3 protein-coding genes are annotated in these 17,861 nt (G+C 76.4%); all 3 read left to right on the top strand.

The window, feature by feature from the left end:
* Nucleotides 1–6: 6 nt before the first annotated feature.
* From ACZ6W9_RS19010 to ACZ6W9_RS19000, 3 genes are read left to right on the top strand one after another with little or no spacing between them, the layout of a single operon-like run.
* Nucleotides 7–3,438 (top strand): type I polyketide synthase, encoded by a 3,432-nt coding sequence (locus tag ACZ6W9_RS19010; RefSeq protein ID WP_470118851.1) that lies wholly within the window; start codon nt 7–9, stop codon nt 3,436–3,438.
* Between the two features lie 29 nt (nt 3,439–3,467).
* Nucleotides 3,468–8,363, top strand: a complete 4,896-nt coding sequence (locus tag ACZ6W9_RS19005) for an SDR family NAD(P)-dependent oxidoreductase (protein WP_470118835.1) — start codon at nt 3,468–3,470, stop codon at nt 8,361–8,363.
* 35 nt (nt 8,364–8,398) lie between these two features.
* On the top strand, nt 8,399–17,848 hold the full coding sequence (locus tag ACZ6W9_RS19000) for a type I polyketide synthase (protein ID WP_470118834.1): 9,450 nt from the start codon (nt 8,399–8,401) through the stop codon (nt 17,846–17,848).
* Nucleotides 17,849–17,861 lie beyond the last annotated feature (13 nt).

Below are 17,861 nucleotides of genomic sequence, written 5' to 3'. Positions count from 1 at the left end.
TCGCAGGTGATCCAGCCGGTGTTGTGGGCGGTCATGGTGGGGTTGGCCGCGGTGTGGCGGGCGGCGGGGGTGGAGCCCCAGGCCGTCGTGGGCCAGTCCCAGGGCGAGATCGCCGCGGCGTCCGTGGCCGGGATCCTCTCCCTGGAGGACGCGGCGCGCGTGGTCGTGCTGCGCAGCAGGGCCCTGACCCGGATGGCCGGCACCGGAGGGATGGCCGCCGTGGACCTCCCCGCCGCCGAGGCCGGCGAGCTGATCGGGACGCGGTGGCGGGACCGCCTCTGGGTGGCCGTCCGGTCCGGTCCGGGGAGCTGCGTGGTGGCCGGCGACGTGACCGCCCTGGACGAGCTCGCCGAGCACGAGGGCGTCAGGGTCCGCCGGATCGCCGTGGACTACGCCAGCCACACCCCGCACATGCGCGTCCTCTCCCCCGAGCTGGAGAAGGAGCTGGCCGGGGTGTGGCCGGTCGAGGGCGACGTGCGGTTCTGCTCCTCGGTCGAGGCGGCGTTCGTCGAGGGCACGACCCTGACGGAGACGTACTGGATCGACAACCTGTGCCGCCCGGTGCTGTTCGACGAGGCGGTCCGGGTGGCCGGCGACGGCGGCAGCCCGATGTTCATCGAGGCCAGCCCCCATCCCGTGCTGACGGGCGACGTGACCGACGTCTGCGACGCCGCCGGGATCGGGGCCGGGGTGTGCGGGTCGCTGCGCCGTGACGAGGGCGGCCCGCGCCGGATGCTCCTCTCCCTGGCCCAGGCGTGGACGCTGGGCGCGTCCGTGTCATGGACGACGGTCCTGGGATCCGGTCCGCGTCCCGCCGTGAGCCCGCCCGCCTACGCCTTCCAGCGCGACCGCTACTGGCTCGGCGACGGCCTGGCGGCGGTCGGCCCGGCCGGCACGGGCGTCGACGGCTCGCGGCACCCGCTGCTCGGCGCCGTCGTGTCCGTGGCCGACGACCGGTACGTCCTCACCGGCCGGCTCTCCCACCGGACGGCGCCCTGGCTGGCCGACCACGCGGTGGAGGGCGGCGTCCTGCTGCCCGGGGCCGCCTTCGCCGAACTGGCGCTGGAGGCCGCCGCCCACGCGGGCGGCGACCGCCTCGACGAACTGATCATCGAGACCCCGCTGTACCTGCCCGAGACGGGTACGGTCACCGTACAGATCACCCTTGACCCGCCGGACGCCGAGGGGCGCCGCGCCGTCGCCGTGTTCTCCCGCCACGCGGACGCCGACGCCTGGCGGCGGCACGCCTCGGGCGCCGTCGCCGGGGAGACCGCGCCCGCCGCCGGCCACGGCTGGGCCGCCGCCTGGCCCCCGCCCGCCGCCGTCCCCGTGGAGATCACGGACGGCTACGAGCGCCTGGCCGAGCAGGGATACGAGTACGGCCCCGCCTTCCAGGGCGTGCGCGCGATGTGGCGGGCGGGCGAGGAGCTCTACGCGGAGGTCGCCCTGCCCGACGGCGTGGACGCGGCCGGGTTCGGCATCCACCCCGCCCTCCTCGACGCCGCCTTCCACCCGCTGCTGCTGGCCGGTGACGACGGGGAACTGCGCCTGCCGTTCGCCTTCCAGGGCGTACGGCTCCACGCCGCCGAGGCCCGGGCCCTCCGCGTACGGCTGGCCGTGACCGGCGAGGACGTCGTCGTGCAGGCCGCCGACGCCACCGGCGCCCCGGTGCTCTCGATCGACGCCCTGCGCACGAGGGCCGCCGCGCCCCGCGCCGCCGCCCCCACCTCCCTCGCCCGGTACGGCGTGGACTGGGTGGACGCGGCGTCCCCGGCGGCCGGAGCCCCCGAGCCGGTCGTGGTCCCCTGCGTGAGCGACGAGCCGGACGTGCCCGCCGCCGTCAGGGATCTGACCGCCCGCGTCCTGACCGCCGTCACCTCCCACCCGGAGGACGGCGCCCCGCTGATGTTCGTCACCCGGCCCGGTGACGTGGCGGGTGCGGCGGTGTGGGGGCTGGTGCGGTCGGCGCAGACCGAGCAGCCGGGCCGCTTCCTCCTGGCCGAGGTCCCCGACGGGTACGCCGACTGGATCGGGATCGCCGCCGCCGGTGAGCCGCAGGTCCGTGTCGAGGACGGCCGGCTCCTGGTGCCCCGCCTGGTCCGCCGCGGTCCCGCGGCCGGGCCGGTCCCGCTGGCGGAGGGGACGGTTCTGGTGACCGGCGGCACCGGCGGCCTGGGTGCGTTGACGGCCCGGCATCTGGTGGTCCGGCACGGGGTGCGGGATCTGCTGCTGGTCTCCCGGCGCGGCCCGCGGGCCCCCGGCGCGGGTGAGCTGGTCGCGGAGCTGGAGGCCCTGGGAGCCCGGGTGGCGGTGGCCGCCTGCGACGTGGCCGACCGCGACGCGCTGGCCGCGGTGCTGGCCGGCGTCCGGTTGAGCGGCGTGGTGCACACGGCCGGCGTCCTGGACGACGCCCTGGTGGGGGATCTGACCCCGGATCGGCTGGCGACCGTGCTGGCGCCGAAGGCGGAGGCGGCCTGGCACCTGCACGAGCTGACTCGCGACCACCCCGTGTCGGCGTTCGTGCTGTTCTCGTCGCTGGCCGGGGTGCTGGGCAACGCCGGGCAGGGCAACTACGCCGCGGCCAACGCCTTCCTCGACGCTCTCGCGGCGCACCGCCGTGAGCGGGGGCTTCCCGCGGTGTCGGTGGCCTGGGGACTGTGGGACACCGAGGACTCCGGGATGACCGGCGGGCTGAGCCGGGCCGACGTGGCCCGGCTGACGCGGTCGGGGATCGCCCCGCTGGCCCCGGACCAGGGGCTGGAGCTGTTCGACGCCGCCCTGAGCGGTGACGACGCGCTCGTGGTCGCGGCCCGCTGGGACACCACCGGGCTGCGTACCAGGGCCGAGAACGGCGACCTGCCGCCCATGCTGCGCGGCCTCGTCCGCATGCCCCGGAAGGCGGCGTCCTCGGCGGCACGGACGGGCGACGCCACCCTCGCCGACCGCATGGCGGCCCTGCCCCGGCCCGACGCGCTGCGCCTGCTCGTCGACACCGTGCAGGGCCACGTCGCCGCGGTGCTCGCGCACGGCAGCGCCGGCAGCGTCGACGTGAACCGCCCCTTCAACGAACTCGGCTTCGACTCCCTGACCGCCGTCGAGCTGCGCAACCGGCTCAACGCCGACACCGGCCTGCGGCTGCCCGCCACGCTCGTCTTCGACCACCCCACCATCACCACGCTCGCCCAGTACCTGTCCACCGTCCTGGCCCCGCCGGAGGCGGCGCCCGAGGACACGCTCCGCGACGCCCTCGCCCGGATCGACCAGGCGCTGGCGAGCGCCAACGGGGAGGCCGACTCCATCCGCGGCCGTCTCATGCCGATCCTGCAGGGCGCGCTCGCCAGGCTCGGCTCGGCCACGGCGCCGCACGGCGGAGTGATGGACAAGATCGATTCAGCCTCCGACGAGGAGATCTTCGCCCTCATCGACAACGAACTGTGACCACGACCGCGACCGGAAAGGCTCCGCCGATGGGGACCGAGGAAAAACTCCGCGCATACCTCAAGCGCGTGACCGTCGATCTGGCCCAGACCCGCCAGCGCCTCACCGAGCTGGAGGAGCGCCGTCACGAGCCCATCGCCGTCGTCGGTATGGCCTGCCGCTACCCCGGCGGCGCCACCGTGGAGGACTTCTGGGACCTGCTTCGGCGGGGCGACGACGCGGTGGGCGAGGTGCCGCCCTCGCGCTGGGACGTCGACGCGTACTACGACCCGTCGCCCGGCGTGCCCGGCACCATGTACACCAGGTACGGCGCGTTCCTGGACGACGTGACCGGCTGGGACGCCGAGTTCTTCGGCCTGTCCCCGCGCGAGGCGCTGCGCATGGACCCGCACCAGCGGCTGCTGCTCGAACTCGCCTGGGAGGGACTGGAGAACGCCGGGCTCGCGCCGTCCCGGCTGGCCGGCAGCCGCACCGCCGTCATGGTCGGCTTCATGGACACGCTCCAGTACGGCAGGCTCCAGCTCGAACTCCAGGGCGACGAGGTCGTCTCCGACCCCTACCTCGGCCAGGGGGCGGTGGCGAGCGTGGCGGCCGGGCGCATCGCGTACCAGCTCGACCTGATGGGGCCCACCCTCACCGTGGACACCGCCTGCTCCTCCTCGCTGATCGCCATCCACCTGGCCGCCGAGAGCCTGCGCCGGGGCGAGTGCGACCTGGCCCTCGCCGGCGGCGCCTCGCTCACCCTGCACCCCACGGTGTACCTCCAGGCGTGCGCCGGTCTGATGATGTGCTCCGACGGGCGGTGCAAGACCTTCGACGAGCAGGCCGACGGGTACGTGATGGGCGAGGGCGGCGGCATGGTCGTCCTCGAACCGCTGTCGAAGGCGATCGCCGCCGGCCGGCGGATCCGGGCCGTCCTGCGCGGCTCGGCGGTCAATCAGGACGGCCGCAGCAACGGCCTCACCGCGCCCAGCCGGCGCGCCCAGGCCGACGTCATCACCCGCGCCCTGGCGGCGGCCGGGGTGAACCCCGACGACGTCGACTACGTGGAGGCGCACGGCTCCGGCACCCACCTGGGGGACGCCATCGAGCTGTCGGCCCTGCACGACGTGTTCGGCGGACGTGACCCGGGCCGGCCGCTGCGCGTGGGCGCCGTCAAGACCAACATCGGCCACACCCAGGCGGGCGCCGGGGTCGCGGGCGTCATCAAGACGATCCTGATGCTGGAGAACGGCCTGATCCCGCCCACCCTCAACCTCACCACCCCGGGCGCCGCCGTGCCCGCCGACGGCACCGTCCAGCCGGTGACGGCCGCCACCCCGCTGCCCCGCCGCGACGCCCCCGCCCTGGCCGGTGTCAGCTCCTTCGGCCTCTCCGGCACCAACGCCCACGTCGTCCTGGAAGCCGTCGCGCCGGTCCCGTCCCCTTCCGGCGGGAGCGCGCCCGTCACGTCCGCCTCCGAGTCCCCGGCCCCGTCCTCCGCCGGCCCGGCGGGGGAGGAGCGGCCCCGGGTGGTGCCGGTGTCGGCCGGCAGCGCGGAGGCGCTGCGGGAACAGGCCGGCAGGCTGGCGGACTGGCTGGAGGAGCGGCCCGGCACGGCGCTCGGCGATCTCACCCACACGCTGCGGGCCGGCCGGGCCGAGCTCGACCACCGCCGCGCCCTCGTCTGCGCCGGCCTCGGCGACGCCGTACGCGGACTCCGCGCCGTCGCCGACGGCGGCGGCCGGCGGGTCACCGGCCACGCGCGCCTGGCCTTCCTCCTCCCCGGCGTGGGCGACCACTACGCCGGCCTCGGCCGCGAGCTGTACGTTCGGGAGCCCGCCTACGCCGCCGCCGTGGACGAGTGCGCCGACCTGGTGGAACGCCACTCGGGGGTGAACCTGCGCCCGTACTTCGCGGCCGGGCGGCCGGCGGCCCCGTCCGCCGGCCTGGCCGCCATGCTGGGCCGGGACGGCGGTGGAGACGGCGGCGGGGACGACGGCCGGGCCGCCGACGACCCGCTCGGCCACGCCCCGGTGGCGCACCCCTTCCTCTTCACCGTCGAGTACGCGCTGGCCCGCCTGCTCCGTCACTGGGGCGTCACCCCCGACCTGCTCGTCGGCTACAGCCTCGGCGAGTACGTCGCCGCCTGCCTGGCCGGGGTGTTCTCCCTGGAGGACGCCCTGCACGTCGTGATCGAGCGGGCGCACCTCATCGACGCGGCCCCCGCCGGACGCATGGTCGCGGTGGCCGCCCCCGAGGCCCCCATCCGCGCCGCCCTCTCCGCCGCCGGGATCGAGGTGGACGTGGCCGCGCTCAACGGCCCGTCCATGACCGTGCTCAGCGGCCCGCCCGCGGAGATCGAGCAGGCGACCGCCGTGCTGACCGGCCAGGGCCTGGCCTGCCGCCCGCTGCGCTCGGCCCACGCCTTCCACTCCTCGCTGCTCCAGCCGGCCAGGGAGAAGCTGGTCGCGGTGCTGGAGACGGTCCGGCGGAACGCCCCCGCCGTCACCGTCGTGTCCAACCTGACCGGCCGCCCGCTCACCGCCGAGCAGGCCACCGGCACCTCCTACTGGGCGGACCAGCTCGTCGGCACGGTCCGCTTCGCCGACGGCGTGCGCCACTGCCTGGACCAGGACGTGACCGCGTTCGTCGAACTGGGCCCCGGCCAGACCCTCGGCGGTCTGGTACGCCAGACCATGACCGGCGGCCCGGCCGCCGTCATCGGGACGCTGCCGCCGTTCTGGACGACCACCGGGCCGCGCGACGCCCACGCCGACCTGCTGAACGCCTGCGGCGCGCTGTGGGAGCTGGGCGCCGGGGTGAGCTGGGAACGCGTCGACCCGGGCGCCGGCCGCGTGCTGAGCCTGCCGGCGTACCCGTTCCAGCGCACCCGTTTCTGGCCGGAGCCCGCCGCCCGGCACGCCCGGCCGTCCCGGACGGCCCCCGAGTCTCCCGAGTCCTCCGAGTCCTCCGCGGCGGGACGGCCCGGCGACGCCGGGATCGGCGACCACGCCTTCGTCCCCGCGTGGCGGCGCGACCCGGCCGCCGGCGCGCTCCCCGCCGCGCTCGCGCTCCCCGCCGCGCTCGCGCTCCCCGGCCCGCTCGTCGTCCTCGCCGACCCCGGCGGCGCCGGATCGGCGCTCGCCGACCTGGCCGCCGCCTCCGGGACCCCGGTGGTGGAGGTGACGGCGGGCGTCGCGGGGGAGGGGCCGCGGCGCGAAGGCCGCCGCCTCGTCATCGACCCGGCCTCGCCCGGGCAGTACGCCGAGGTCTTCGCCGGGCTCCCTCCGGGCCCCGTGCACGTGGCCCACCTGTGGAGCCTGGCCGCGGCCGACGGGCTGCCCGGCGACGAGGAGCTGTGGGAGGCCGTCGGGCACGGCTTCGACAGCCTCCTGCTGACACTGCACGCGCTGGGCGACCGGCCGGGCCGCCTGCTCACCGTGAGCCGGGGCGCCACCGAGATCCTCGGCGGCGACGTGCCGGCCCCCCACCGGTCGCTCGTCCACGGTCTCGGCCGGGCCGCCCGCCACGAGTACGCCGGCCTGACCTGGAGCGGCGTGGACCTGGACGCCGAGGAGGACTCCCCCGCCACGGCCGTGGCCGCCCAGCTCGCCCGCGAGCTCCTCACGCCGCCGGAGGAGGACGGCGCCCCCGAGGCGGCCGACCCCCTGACCGGTGTGCGCCGAGGCCGCCGCTGGGTCCGCCACTGGACCCGCGTCCCCGACCGGCCCGAACCGTCGTCGCCCTGGCGGGCGGACGGCGCGTACCTCATCACCGGCGGCACCCGCGGCCTCGGCATGGCGCTCGCCCGGCACCTGGCCCGCGCGGGCGTCCGCCGCCTGGCCCTGGTCGGCCGCACCCCGCTGTCCCGAGACGGCGCCGCGCCCGGCGACGACAGGACGGCCGGGACGCTGCGGGACGTCGCCGAACTCGAAGCCATGGGCGTCGAGGTGCTGCTCCTCACGGCGGACACGGGCGTGCCCGGACAGCTGCGGGACGCCCTGCGCCGGGCGCGGGAGCACTTCGGCCGCCTCCACGGCGTGGTCCACGCCGCCGGGCTGCCGGCGAGCGGGATGGTGCGGCGCCGTACCCCGGACGAGGCGCGGCGCGTGCTGGCCCCCAAGGTGCTGGCCATGGGCCCGCTGACCGAGCTGGTCGGCCCCGGGACCCCCGCCGAGGACCGCCCCGAGGTCCTGGTGCTCTACTCCTCGGCCGTCACCGCGTTCGGCGGTGTCGGCGAGGCCGACTACTGCGCCGCCAACACCGTCCTCGACGCGTACGGCCAGGCGCTGGCCGCCGTCGCCCCCTCCACCCGCGTCGTCTCGGTGGCCTGGGGACCCTGGCGGCACGACGTGTGGCAGTCCGAAGGACTCACGTCGCCGGCGGGCGGCGGCCTGGCCGGCCGGGTGGCCGACTACCGCGCCCGGTACGGCTTCCCCGACGACGCCGGCTGCGCGTTCCTGGACCGCATCCTGGCCGGTGACCACGGCAACGTCCTGGCCGTCCGGCAGCCGCTGCGCGAGGTGCTGCGCGCCTGGACGTCCATGCTCGACCTGGACGAACTGGTCGGGGGCGCGACCGTCGTGCCCCAGGGCGAACGGTTCGCGCGCCCGCAGCTCCGCACCGACTACGCGCCGCCCAGGACCGACGCCGAAGCCGAGATCGCCGAGCTGTGGGGGGCCTACCTCGGCATCGACCGGGTCGGCGTCCACGACCCGTTCTTCGACCTCGGAGGCAACTCGCTGCTCGGCATGGCGATGGTGATGGCCGTCGAGAAGCGGCTCGGCCGCCCCGTCCCGCCCGCGGTGCTGTTCGAGCACCCGACCGTGGCCGAGTTCGCCGCGGCCCTGCACGACGACGGCGCCGCCGCCCGGGAGGCGCTCACCGCCGGTTCGGCGAGGGGGCAGCGGCGCCGCCGGGCGAGGTCCGGCCCCCGGAAATGACCACCGTCCGAGCAACGGAGAAGAGGACGCGAGACGTGAACGACGACATCGAAGGTCCGGGCACCGACATCGCGATCGTCGGGATGTCCGGCCGCTTCCCCGGCGCGTCCGACGTCGCCGGACTCTGGTCGGTCATCCGGGAGGGGCGGTCCGGGATCACCCGGTTCACCGACGACGAGCTGCGCGCCGCCGGGGTGCCCGAGGACGTGCTCTCCGACCCCGCGTACGTCAAGGCCGCCCCGGTCATCGACGGCGTCGAGCTGTTCGACGCGGCGTTCTTCGGGTTCGGCCCCAAGGAGGCGCAGATCCTCGACCCGCAGCACCGGCTGTTCCTGGAGCACAGCTGGACGGCGCTGGAGGACGCGGGCTGCGACCCCGCGCGGTTCGAGGGCTCGATCGGGGTGTTCGGCGGGTGCGCGCACAGCTCGTACATGCAGAACAACCTCATCCCCAGCGGCGTCGGCGCGGTCATGGGCGCCCTCGCGCTCGGCCTGGCCAACGACAAGGACTCCCTCACCACGCGCGTCGCCCACGCGTTCGGCCTGTCCGGACCGGCGTACGGCGTGCAGAGCTACTGCTCGACCTCGCTCGTCGCGGTGTGCGCGGCGGCCACGAGCCTCGCCGGGTTCGAGTGCGACCTGGCGCTGGCCGGCGGCGTCGCGGTCGACGTGCCGCACCGGGTGGGCTACCTGTACCAGCAGGGCGGCATCGCGCCGCCCGACGGCGAGTGCCGCGCGTTCGACGCCGGAGGGCTCGGCGCGCCCCTGGGCAGCGGCGTCGGCGTGGTCGCGCTGCGACGGCTGGAGGACGCGCTCGCCGACGGCGACCAGGTCTACGCCGTCATCCGCGGCTGGGCGGTCAACAACGACGCCGGGCGCAAGGTCGGGTTCACCGCGCCGGGCGTGCAGGGCCAGGCCGCCGTCATGGCCGAGGCGCTGGCCGCCGCCGGCCTCACGCCCGACGACATCGACTACGTGGAGGCGCACGGCACCGGCACCGCGCTCGGCGACGCCGCCGAGCTGGCCGCGCTCCAGCAGGTGTTCCGCGGCCGGTCGCTGCTGATCGGCTCGGTCAAGACGAACCTCGGCCACCTCGACCGGGCCGCCGGGGTCACGAACCTGATCAAGGCCGCGCTGGCGCTCCGCCACGACGAGATCCCGCCCACGCTCAACCTGTCCGAGCCGAATCCGCAGCTCGCCGGTGGCGAGGCCGCGCTGGACGTGGTCACCGACCTGCGTCCCTGGCCGCGCGAGGACGGCCGGACCCGGCGGGCCGGGGTGAGCGCGTTCGGCATCGGCGGCACCAACGCGCACGTCGTGCTGGAGGAGGCGCCGCCCGCGCCCGGGACCGGGGAGCGGCCCGGTGAGGAGCGGCCCCGCCCGGAGCCGCTGGTCTGGTCCGCCCGCACGGCCGAGGCGGCCGACGCCATGACCGCCCGCCTGGCCGATCACCTGGCCGGGGACGGCCGCGGGCACCGGCTGGCCGACGTGGCCCGCACCCTCCAGACCGGCCGCCGGGTGTTCGCCCACCGCCGCGTGCTCGTCGCCTCCTCCACGGAGGAGGCCGCCGCCGCGCTGCGCGAGCCGGCCGGCGTCCTGGGCCGTTCCGAGGACCGCGACGACCGGCCCGTGGCCTTCCTCATCGCCGGGACCGGCGAGCAGTACCCGGGCATGGCGGCCGGCCTGCACCGCACCGAACCGGTCTTCCGCGACGTGCTGGACGAGTGCCGGGACGTGCTGCGCGGGCTCATGGGCGGCGCCGACCCGCTCGCCGAGATGCTCGGCCCGCGCCGCGACGGCGACGGCGGCGTGTTCGGCCGCGCCGCCGTCCCCGGCGCGACCCCGACCGAGGTGCTGCAGCCCGCGCTGTTCGCGGTCGAGTACGCCCTGGCCAGGCTCGTGATCTCGTGGGGCGTCCGGCCCGCGGCGATGGTCGGGTACAGCCTCGGCGAGTACGTCGCCGCCACCCTGGCCGGCGTGCTGTCACTGAAGGACGCCCTCGCCCTCGTCGCCCACCGGGCCCGCCTCATCGGCGAGCTGCCCGGGGGCGCGATGAGCGCGGTCCCGCTGCCCGCCCCCGACCTCGCGGACCGCCTGCGCCGGGCCGGGATCACGGGGCTCGACGTGGGCGCGGTCAGCGGGCCGCGGCTCACCGTGCTGTCCGGCGAGCCGGCGGCCATGAACGCCGCCCGCGAGCTGCTGGAGGCGGACGGGGTGCCGTGCCGTCCCCTCGCCACGACGCACGCGTTCCACTCGCGCATGATGGAGCCGATCAGGGAGCGGCTCACCGCGTGGATCGCGGCCAACGTCACGCTCCGCGCGCCGCGGACGCCGTACGTGTCGAACGTCACGGGGGAGTTCGTCACGGCCGGGCAGGCGACGGACCCGGCGTACTGGGCCGAGCACATGTGCGCGCCCGTCCGGTTCGACGAGGCGCTGGCGACGCTGCTCGGCCACGACGCCGGCGCCGCGCTGCTGGAGATCGGACCCGGGCCGTCACTGGGCGTGATGGCCCGCGGCCACCGCGACTGCGACCCCGGCCGCTGGCCCCTCATCGTGCCCGCCCTCCCCGGCGCGGGCGACCCCCGCCCGGCCGAGGAGGTCCTCGCGGAGGCGGCGGGCCGGCTGTGGCTGGCGGGCGTGCCGCTCGACTGGACCGGTTTCCGCGGGGACCGTCCCGCGGCCAAGGTCGGCCTCCCCACCTACCCCTTCCAGCGTGACCGCTACTGGGTGGACGCCCCCACTGCCCCCACTGCCCCCACCGCTCCCGCGCCGTCCGTGTCCTCCGTGTCCTCCGTGTCCTCCGTGTCCTCCACGTCCCCTTCCACGCCCACCGCGCCCGCCGTGGAACGGCCCTCCGCGCACGTGCGCGTCCTCACCCCCGCCTGGACGCCGGCTCCGCTCGCGGCCTCGCCCGACGCCGACGCCCGGGGACTTCCGACGGGACGATGCGTGCTGGTGGCGGAGCGGGGCGAGACCGCCGAGGCGGTGGGTCGCGCCCTGCGGGCCGCCGGGAACGAGGTCGTGACCGTGCCGGCCGGCGGGACCCCCGATGGGACACCGGCCGGTGAGCACACCCTCGGCCTCGGGTCCGCGGAGGAGCACGTGGCTCTGGCCCGGCGCCTGGGTGACGCCGCCGTCGTGGTGGACCTGCGCCTGCTCGACCGCGACCCCGAGGGCCCCGGCGACCGGCACGCCGACGGCCGCGACGCCGTCCTCCCGCTGGCCCGGCTGCTGTCCGCTTGGGGTGAGGAGGGCGGTGACGGCACCCGCGTCCTGGTCGCGACCCGGGGCGGGCAGGCGGTGGCCGACGGCGAGACCCCCGACCCCGCCCAGGCCGCCGCGGCCACCCTGCCCATGGTCGCCAATCAGGAGTACCTCACCCTCGACTGCTCCGTCCTCGACCTCGCCCCCGGCTCGGACCCGGAGGAGGCGGCGCGGGCGATCGCCGCCGAGATCCGCCACGGTGGCGGCGACACGTTCGTCGCCCACCGCGACGGCGTCCGCCTCACCCGCGCCTACACCGACCCCGAGCCCGCTCCCGAGTCCGCTTCCGGGCCGGTGATCACCGCCGGCCGTACGTATCTCATCACCGGCGGCCTGGGCGACGTCGGCCTGCTCGTGGCGGAGCACCTGGCCGGGGCCGGAGCCGGCCGGATCGTGCTCACCGGCCGCCGTGGCCTCCCCGCCGACCCGGACCACCCCCGCCACCGGGCGGTCGCCCGCCTGCGCGACCTCGGCGCCGAGGTGCTCACCCCGCGGGTGGACGTGACCGACGCCGACGCCATGCGCGCCATGATCGCCGACGTCACCGGGAACGGCCGCCACCCTCTGGGCGGCGTCGTCCACCTGGCCGCCGAGACCTCGCCGGACACGTTCCGCCCCCTCCGCGACCTCGACGACGGCGCCCTGGAGAGGCACTTCGCCGCCAAGGTCACCGGCGCCCTGGTCCTGGAGCGGGTGCTGGCCGAACTCCGGGAGCCCTACGGCTTCTGCGTCCTGTTCTCCTCCACGTCGGCCCTGCTCGGCGGCATCACGTTCGGCTCGTACGCCGCCGCCAACGCCGCCCTCACCGCGCTCGCGCACCGCAACCCCACCTGGGTCGCCGCGAGCTGGGACACCTGGTCGGTCACCCTCGGCAGGATCGAGGGCGGCCTGGGCGCGTCGATGGCCGCGCACTCCATGTCGGACGCCGAGGGACTGGCGGCCCTCGACCGGCTGCTCGCCGCCCCGCGCCCCTCCCTGGTGGTGGCCGCGGGCGGTCTGGACGACCGGCTGCCGGGGAGGACGGCCGCGACGGCCTCGACGGTCCCGGCCGGCGCGGACCGGTTCCCGCGCCCCGAGCTGCCCCAGCCGTACACGCCGCCCCTCACGCGGGCCGAGCGCGACCTCGCCGGCCTCTGGTCCGAGGTGCTCGGCGTGGAGCCGGTCGGCACCCGGGACAACTTCTTCGACCTCGGCGGCAACTCGCTGGTGGCGATCCAGATGCTGGCGCTGGTGAAGCAGCGGTTCGGCGTCGCGGTGCCCACCGTGACGCTGTTCGAGGCGTCCACCGTGCACGCCCTGGCCGCCATCCTCGACGAACGCTCCGAGTCCGTACCCGAGCCCGCGCCCGTCCCCGCACGGGTCGTGGAGCGGGCCCCGGCCCCCGCCGGGGACGACGACCGCGGGATCGCGATCGTCGGCATGGCGGGCCGCTTCCCCGGCGCCCCCGACGTGGGGGCGTTCTGGCGGAACCTGCGCGACGGCGTGGAGTCCATCAGCTTCTTCACCGAGGAGGAGCTGCTGGCCTCCGGGGTGACCCCCGACCTGGTGAAGGACCCGGCGTACGTGCCCGCCCGCCCCGTCCTCGACGACGTGGCCGGCTTCGACGCGGCGTTCTTCGGCATGAGCCCCCGCATGGCCGCGATCACCGACCCGCAGCAGCGGGCCTTCCTGGAGGTGTGCTGGGAGGCCCTGGAGCAGGCCGGGTACGCCGCCCCCGAGCACCGCGGCCGGGTCGGCGTGTACGGCGGCTCCAACATCAGCACCTACCTGCTCCGCCAGACCGCCCGGCTCCTGGAGGGCGACCAGCAGGAGTTCACCGACTTCGAGGTCATCATGGGCAACGACAAGGACGCCCTGACCACGACCGTCTCCTACCTGTTCGGCCTGTACGGTCCCAGCGTCGCCGTCCAGACGTTCTGCTCCACGTCGCTGGTGGCCGCGCACCTGGCCGTGCAGAGCCTGCGCAACGGCGAGTGCGAGCTGGCCCTGGCGGGCGGCGTATCCATCCGCGTCCCGGACCGGGTCGGCCACCTGTACGGCCCCGGCGGCCAGGAGTCGCCCGACGGTCACGTCCGCACGTTCGACGCGCGGGCGAAGGGCAGCATGTTCGGCGACGGCGCGGCCGTGGTGCTGCTCAAGCGGCTGCCGGACGCCGTCCGCGACGGCGACCACATCTGGGCCGTGATCCGCGGCTCGGCCATGAACAACGACGGCGCGCTCAAGGTGGGCTACACCGCCCCCAGCGTCGTGGGGCAGGCCAGGGTGATCGCCGACGCGATGGCCGACGCGGGCGTCACCGGGGACGACATCAGCTACGTCGAGGCGCACGGGACCGCGACCGAGCTGGGCGACCCGATCGAGGTGGCCGCGCTGGCCCGCGCCTTCGGCGCCACGGGCGAGAAGGGCTACTGCCCGATCGGCTCGGTGAAGACCAACGTGGGGCACCTGGACCGGGCGGCGGGGGCCAGCGGCCTGATCAAGACGTCGCTGGCGCTGCGGGAGGGCGTGATCCCGCCCAGCCTCCACTACACGACCCCCAACCCGGAGATCGACTTCGAGGACGGCCCGTTCTACGTCAACACCGAGCTGTCCCGCTGGCGCACCCGTGGCGACCGCCCCCGCATCGCCGGTCTCAACTCGCTCGGCATGGGCGGCACCAACGTCCACATGGTCGTCGAGCAGCCCCCGGTCAGGGAGGGTGCCGAACCGGCCGCGCACCGCCACCACGTCCTGCCCGTCTCGGCGCGCACCGGCGAGGCCGCGGACCAGGCGTGCGAGCGCCTCGGACGCCACCTGGCCGCCGAGCCGGCCACGCGGCTGGCCGACGTGGCGTACACGCTGCAGGCCGGACGCAAGACGTTCGAGCACCGCCGCGCCCTGGTCACCGACGGCGTCGCCGCGGCGGCGAAGGCGCTCGGCGAGCGGACCGGACTGCTGGGCCGGGTCGAGACCGTCCAGGACCGCGGGGTCGCGTTCCTCTTCGACGGCGTCGGCGAGCAGTACCCCGGCCTGGCCGGCGACCTGTACCGCCACGAAGCGGCCTTCCGCGCCGCCTTCGACGAGTGTCTGGCGCTGCTCGGCGACGACCTGCCGGAGCTGGCCGGCCTGCTCACGGGCGAGCGGGGCGGCGGCGCGGACCTGGCCGCCCTGCTCGGCCGTGACGGCTCCGGCGGCCGCGGCGGCGCGAGCGGCGGCCGGGCCGCGGCGCTCGAACGCACCGAGGTCGTCCAGCCCGCGCTGTTCGCCGTCGAGTACGCCCTGGCCCGCACCCTCATCTCGTGGGGCGTCACCCCGCGCCTCATGCTCGGCTACAGCCTCGGCGAGTACGTCGCCGCGACCCTGGCGGGCGTCCTGTCGCTGAAGGACGCCCTGGCCCTGGTCGCCCACCGGGCCCGCCTCATCGCCGGCCTCCCCGCGGGGGCCATGCTCGCCGTGTCGCTCCCGGTGGACCGGCTGCGCCGCCGCTTCCGGCTGGACGAGCGCGGCCTGGACGTCGCCGCCGTCAACGGTCCCCAGGTCACGGTGGTCGCCGGGCCCGGTGAGGCGGTCACGCGGCTGGCCGCCGACCTGCGCGCGGCCGAGGTGCCGTGCCGCCCGCTGGAGACCACCCACGCCTTCCACTCGCGGATGCTGGAGCCGCTGAGCGACGAGCTGACCGGGTGGGTGGCGGCCAACGTGCGGCTGAACGCGCCGAGCCTGCCGTACATCTCGAACGTGACCGGCGAGGTCGCCGACGCCGCGCTCGTGTGCGACCCCGGCTACTGGGCGCGGCACATGTGCGCGACCGTCCGGTTCGCCGACGGCGTCGGCACGGTGCTGGCCGACCCCGAGCTGGCCGTCGTGGAGATCGGCCCCGGGCAGTCGCTCGGCGCGCTGGTCCGCGGCGCGGGCTGCCCGCCCGAGCGCTGGCCGCTGATCACCCACACGCTGCCCGCCGCGAGCGACGGCAGGGCGGGCGACCTCGCGCTGGCGGACTGCCTGGCCCGCCTCTGGCTGTGCGGCGTCACCGTCGACTGGGACGCCTACCACGGCAGGAGCCCGGCGAACGGCCAGGCCCGGGGCACCGGGCAGCCCCGGGCCGTCACCGATCAGGACCGGGACGCCGCCGGTCGGGAGGGGGAGACCGCCGACCGGACCATGGAGGCCGTACCCGGCCGGATCCCGCTGCCCACCTATCCCTTCCAGCGGCAGCGCCACTGGATCGAGCCCCCGGCCCCGCGCCGGCCCGCGATCGAGGCGGCGGCCGAGCCGGACAACATCTTCGACGCCATCACGAGCCTGCCCAGGCTTCCGGAGGACCGCTGGCTCCACCTCCCCGTCTGGCGTCAGACCGCGCCCCCCGCCCCCGCCGCCGAGGGCCCCGGCTCCTGGCTGGTCTTCACGGGCGAGGGCCCGGCCGGTGTCGTCGCCGAGAACCTCAGGGCCACCGGCGCCACCGTCACCCTGGTCCGCGCCGGCGACGCGTACACGACCACCCCGGACGGCGACCACACCGTCAGGCCGGGCGACGTCGCCGACCTGCGCGCCCTGCTCCGCGACCTCAGGGCCGCGGGCCGTCCCCTGGACCGGGTCCTGCACCTGTGGGCCCTGGAGCCGGACGGCGCCGGCGACGTCGGCGGAATCGACGGCGTCGGCGACGTCACGGTCCGCGGTCTCCACACCCTCGTCGCCCTGGCCGGGGCCGCGGGGGAGTCGGGCGTCACCGACTGGTCCCTGGACGTCGTGGTCTCCGGAACCCAGCAGGTCGTCGGCAACGAGGTCACCTGCCCCGAGGCCGCCACCCTCACCGGCCCCTGCCTGGTGATCCCCCTGGAGTACCCGGGGGTGACCACCCGCCTGATCGACCTCCCGGGCGCGCCCGCGCCCGCGGACCTGGCCGCGCTGGCCGCCGAGCTGGCCCGCCCGCAGTCCGACCGCACGGTCGCCCTGCGGAACGGCCGCCGCTGGCTCCCGGACTACGAGCAGCTGCCCGCCGTACCGCAGGACGAGCCCTTCCGCGACGAGGGCGTCTACCTGATCACGGGCGGCCTCGGCGGCATCGCGCTCGGCCTGGCCGAGCACCTGGCCCGCGAGCACCGCGCCAAACTGGTCCTCCTGGCCAGGACCGGCCTGCCGCCGGAGGACGGCGACCACGACGAGACCGCGAAGCGGCGCGCCGCCCAGGTCCGCGACCTGATCGACCTGGGAGCCGAGGTCGAGATCGTCGTCGGCGACGTGGCGGACGCCGCCGACGCGCGCCGCGCCGTGGACGCGGCCCTGGCCCGTTTCGGCGCGCTCCACGGCGTCCTGCACGCCGCGGGCGTCCCCGGCATGGGCCTCATGCAGTTCAAACGGCCCGAGGAGCTGGACGCCGTCCTCGCCCCCAAGGTCGCCGGAACCCTGGCCCTCGCCGAGGCGCTGCGCGTCGGAGAGCCGGACGAGGTCGAACTGGACTTCCTGGTCCTGTTCTCCTCCATCACCTCCGCCACCGGCGGCGGCCCCGGCCAGGTGGACTACTGCGCCGCCAACGCCTTCCTCGACGGCTACGCCTGCAGGCTGGCCGCCACCGGCCGCCGTGTCGTCGCCGTCGACTGGGGCGAGTGGACGTGGAACGCCTGGGAGGCCGGCCTGGCCGGGTACGAGGAGGAGCTGCGCGACTTCTTCCGCCGGAACCGGGCCAGGGTCGGCATCGGCTTCGCGGACGGCTGGCGCTCGCTCCGGCGGGCCCTGGCCTCCGGCGAGCCGCGCGTCGTGATCTCCACCCAGGACTACCCGACCCTCATCCGCGGCAGCTCCCGCTTCACGCTGGAGGCCGTCACCTCGCCCGACATGGGCGGCGGCGACCTGCACCCCAGGCCCGAGCTGGTCACCTCCTACCAGGAGCCGACCGGCCCCACCGAGGAGAAGACGGCCGCGATCTGGCGGGAGTCGCTGCGGCTGGACCGGGTGGGCGCCCTGGACAACTTCTTCGAGCTCGGCGGCAACTCGCTGCTCGGCGTGGCGATCGTGGCCGCCGTACGGCGGGCCTTCGGCCTGGACGAACTGCCCCCGCACATCCTCTACGAGGCCCCCACCGTGGCGGCGCTCAGCCGGACCGTCGAGGCGGCGGTCTCGGGCACGGCGCCCGCGCAGGCCGACGCCGACGGCGGCAGCCACGTGCGCGCCCAGCTGCGCCGCTCGGGCCTCGAAGCCTCCGCCGCGCGGAGGCGCGCACGCCAACCTCAGGAGACCCACATATGAGAGGCAAGACCCA

Source organism: Streptosporangium sp. NPDC053982 (assembly GCF_055585205.1).
The sequence above is the reverse complement of the archived record's forward strand: the minus strand, read 5'-3'. Positions and strand labels throughout refer to the sequence as shown.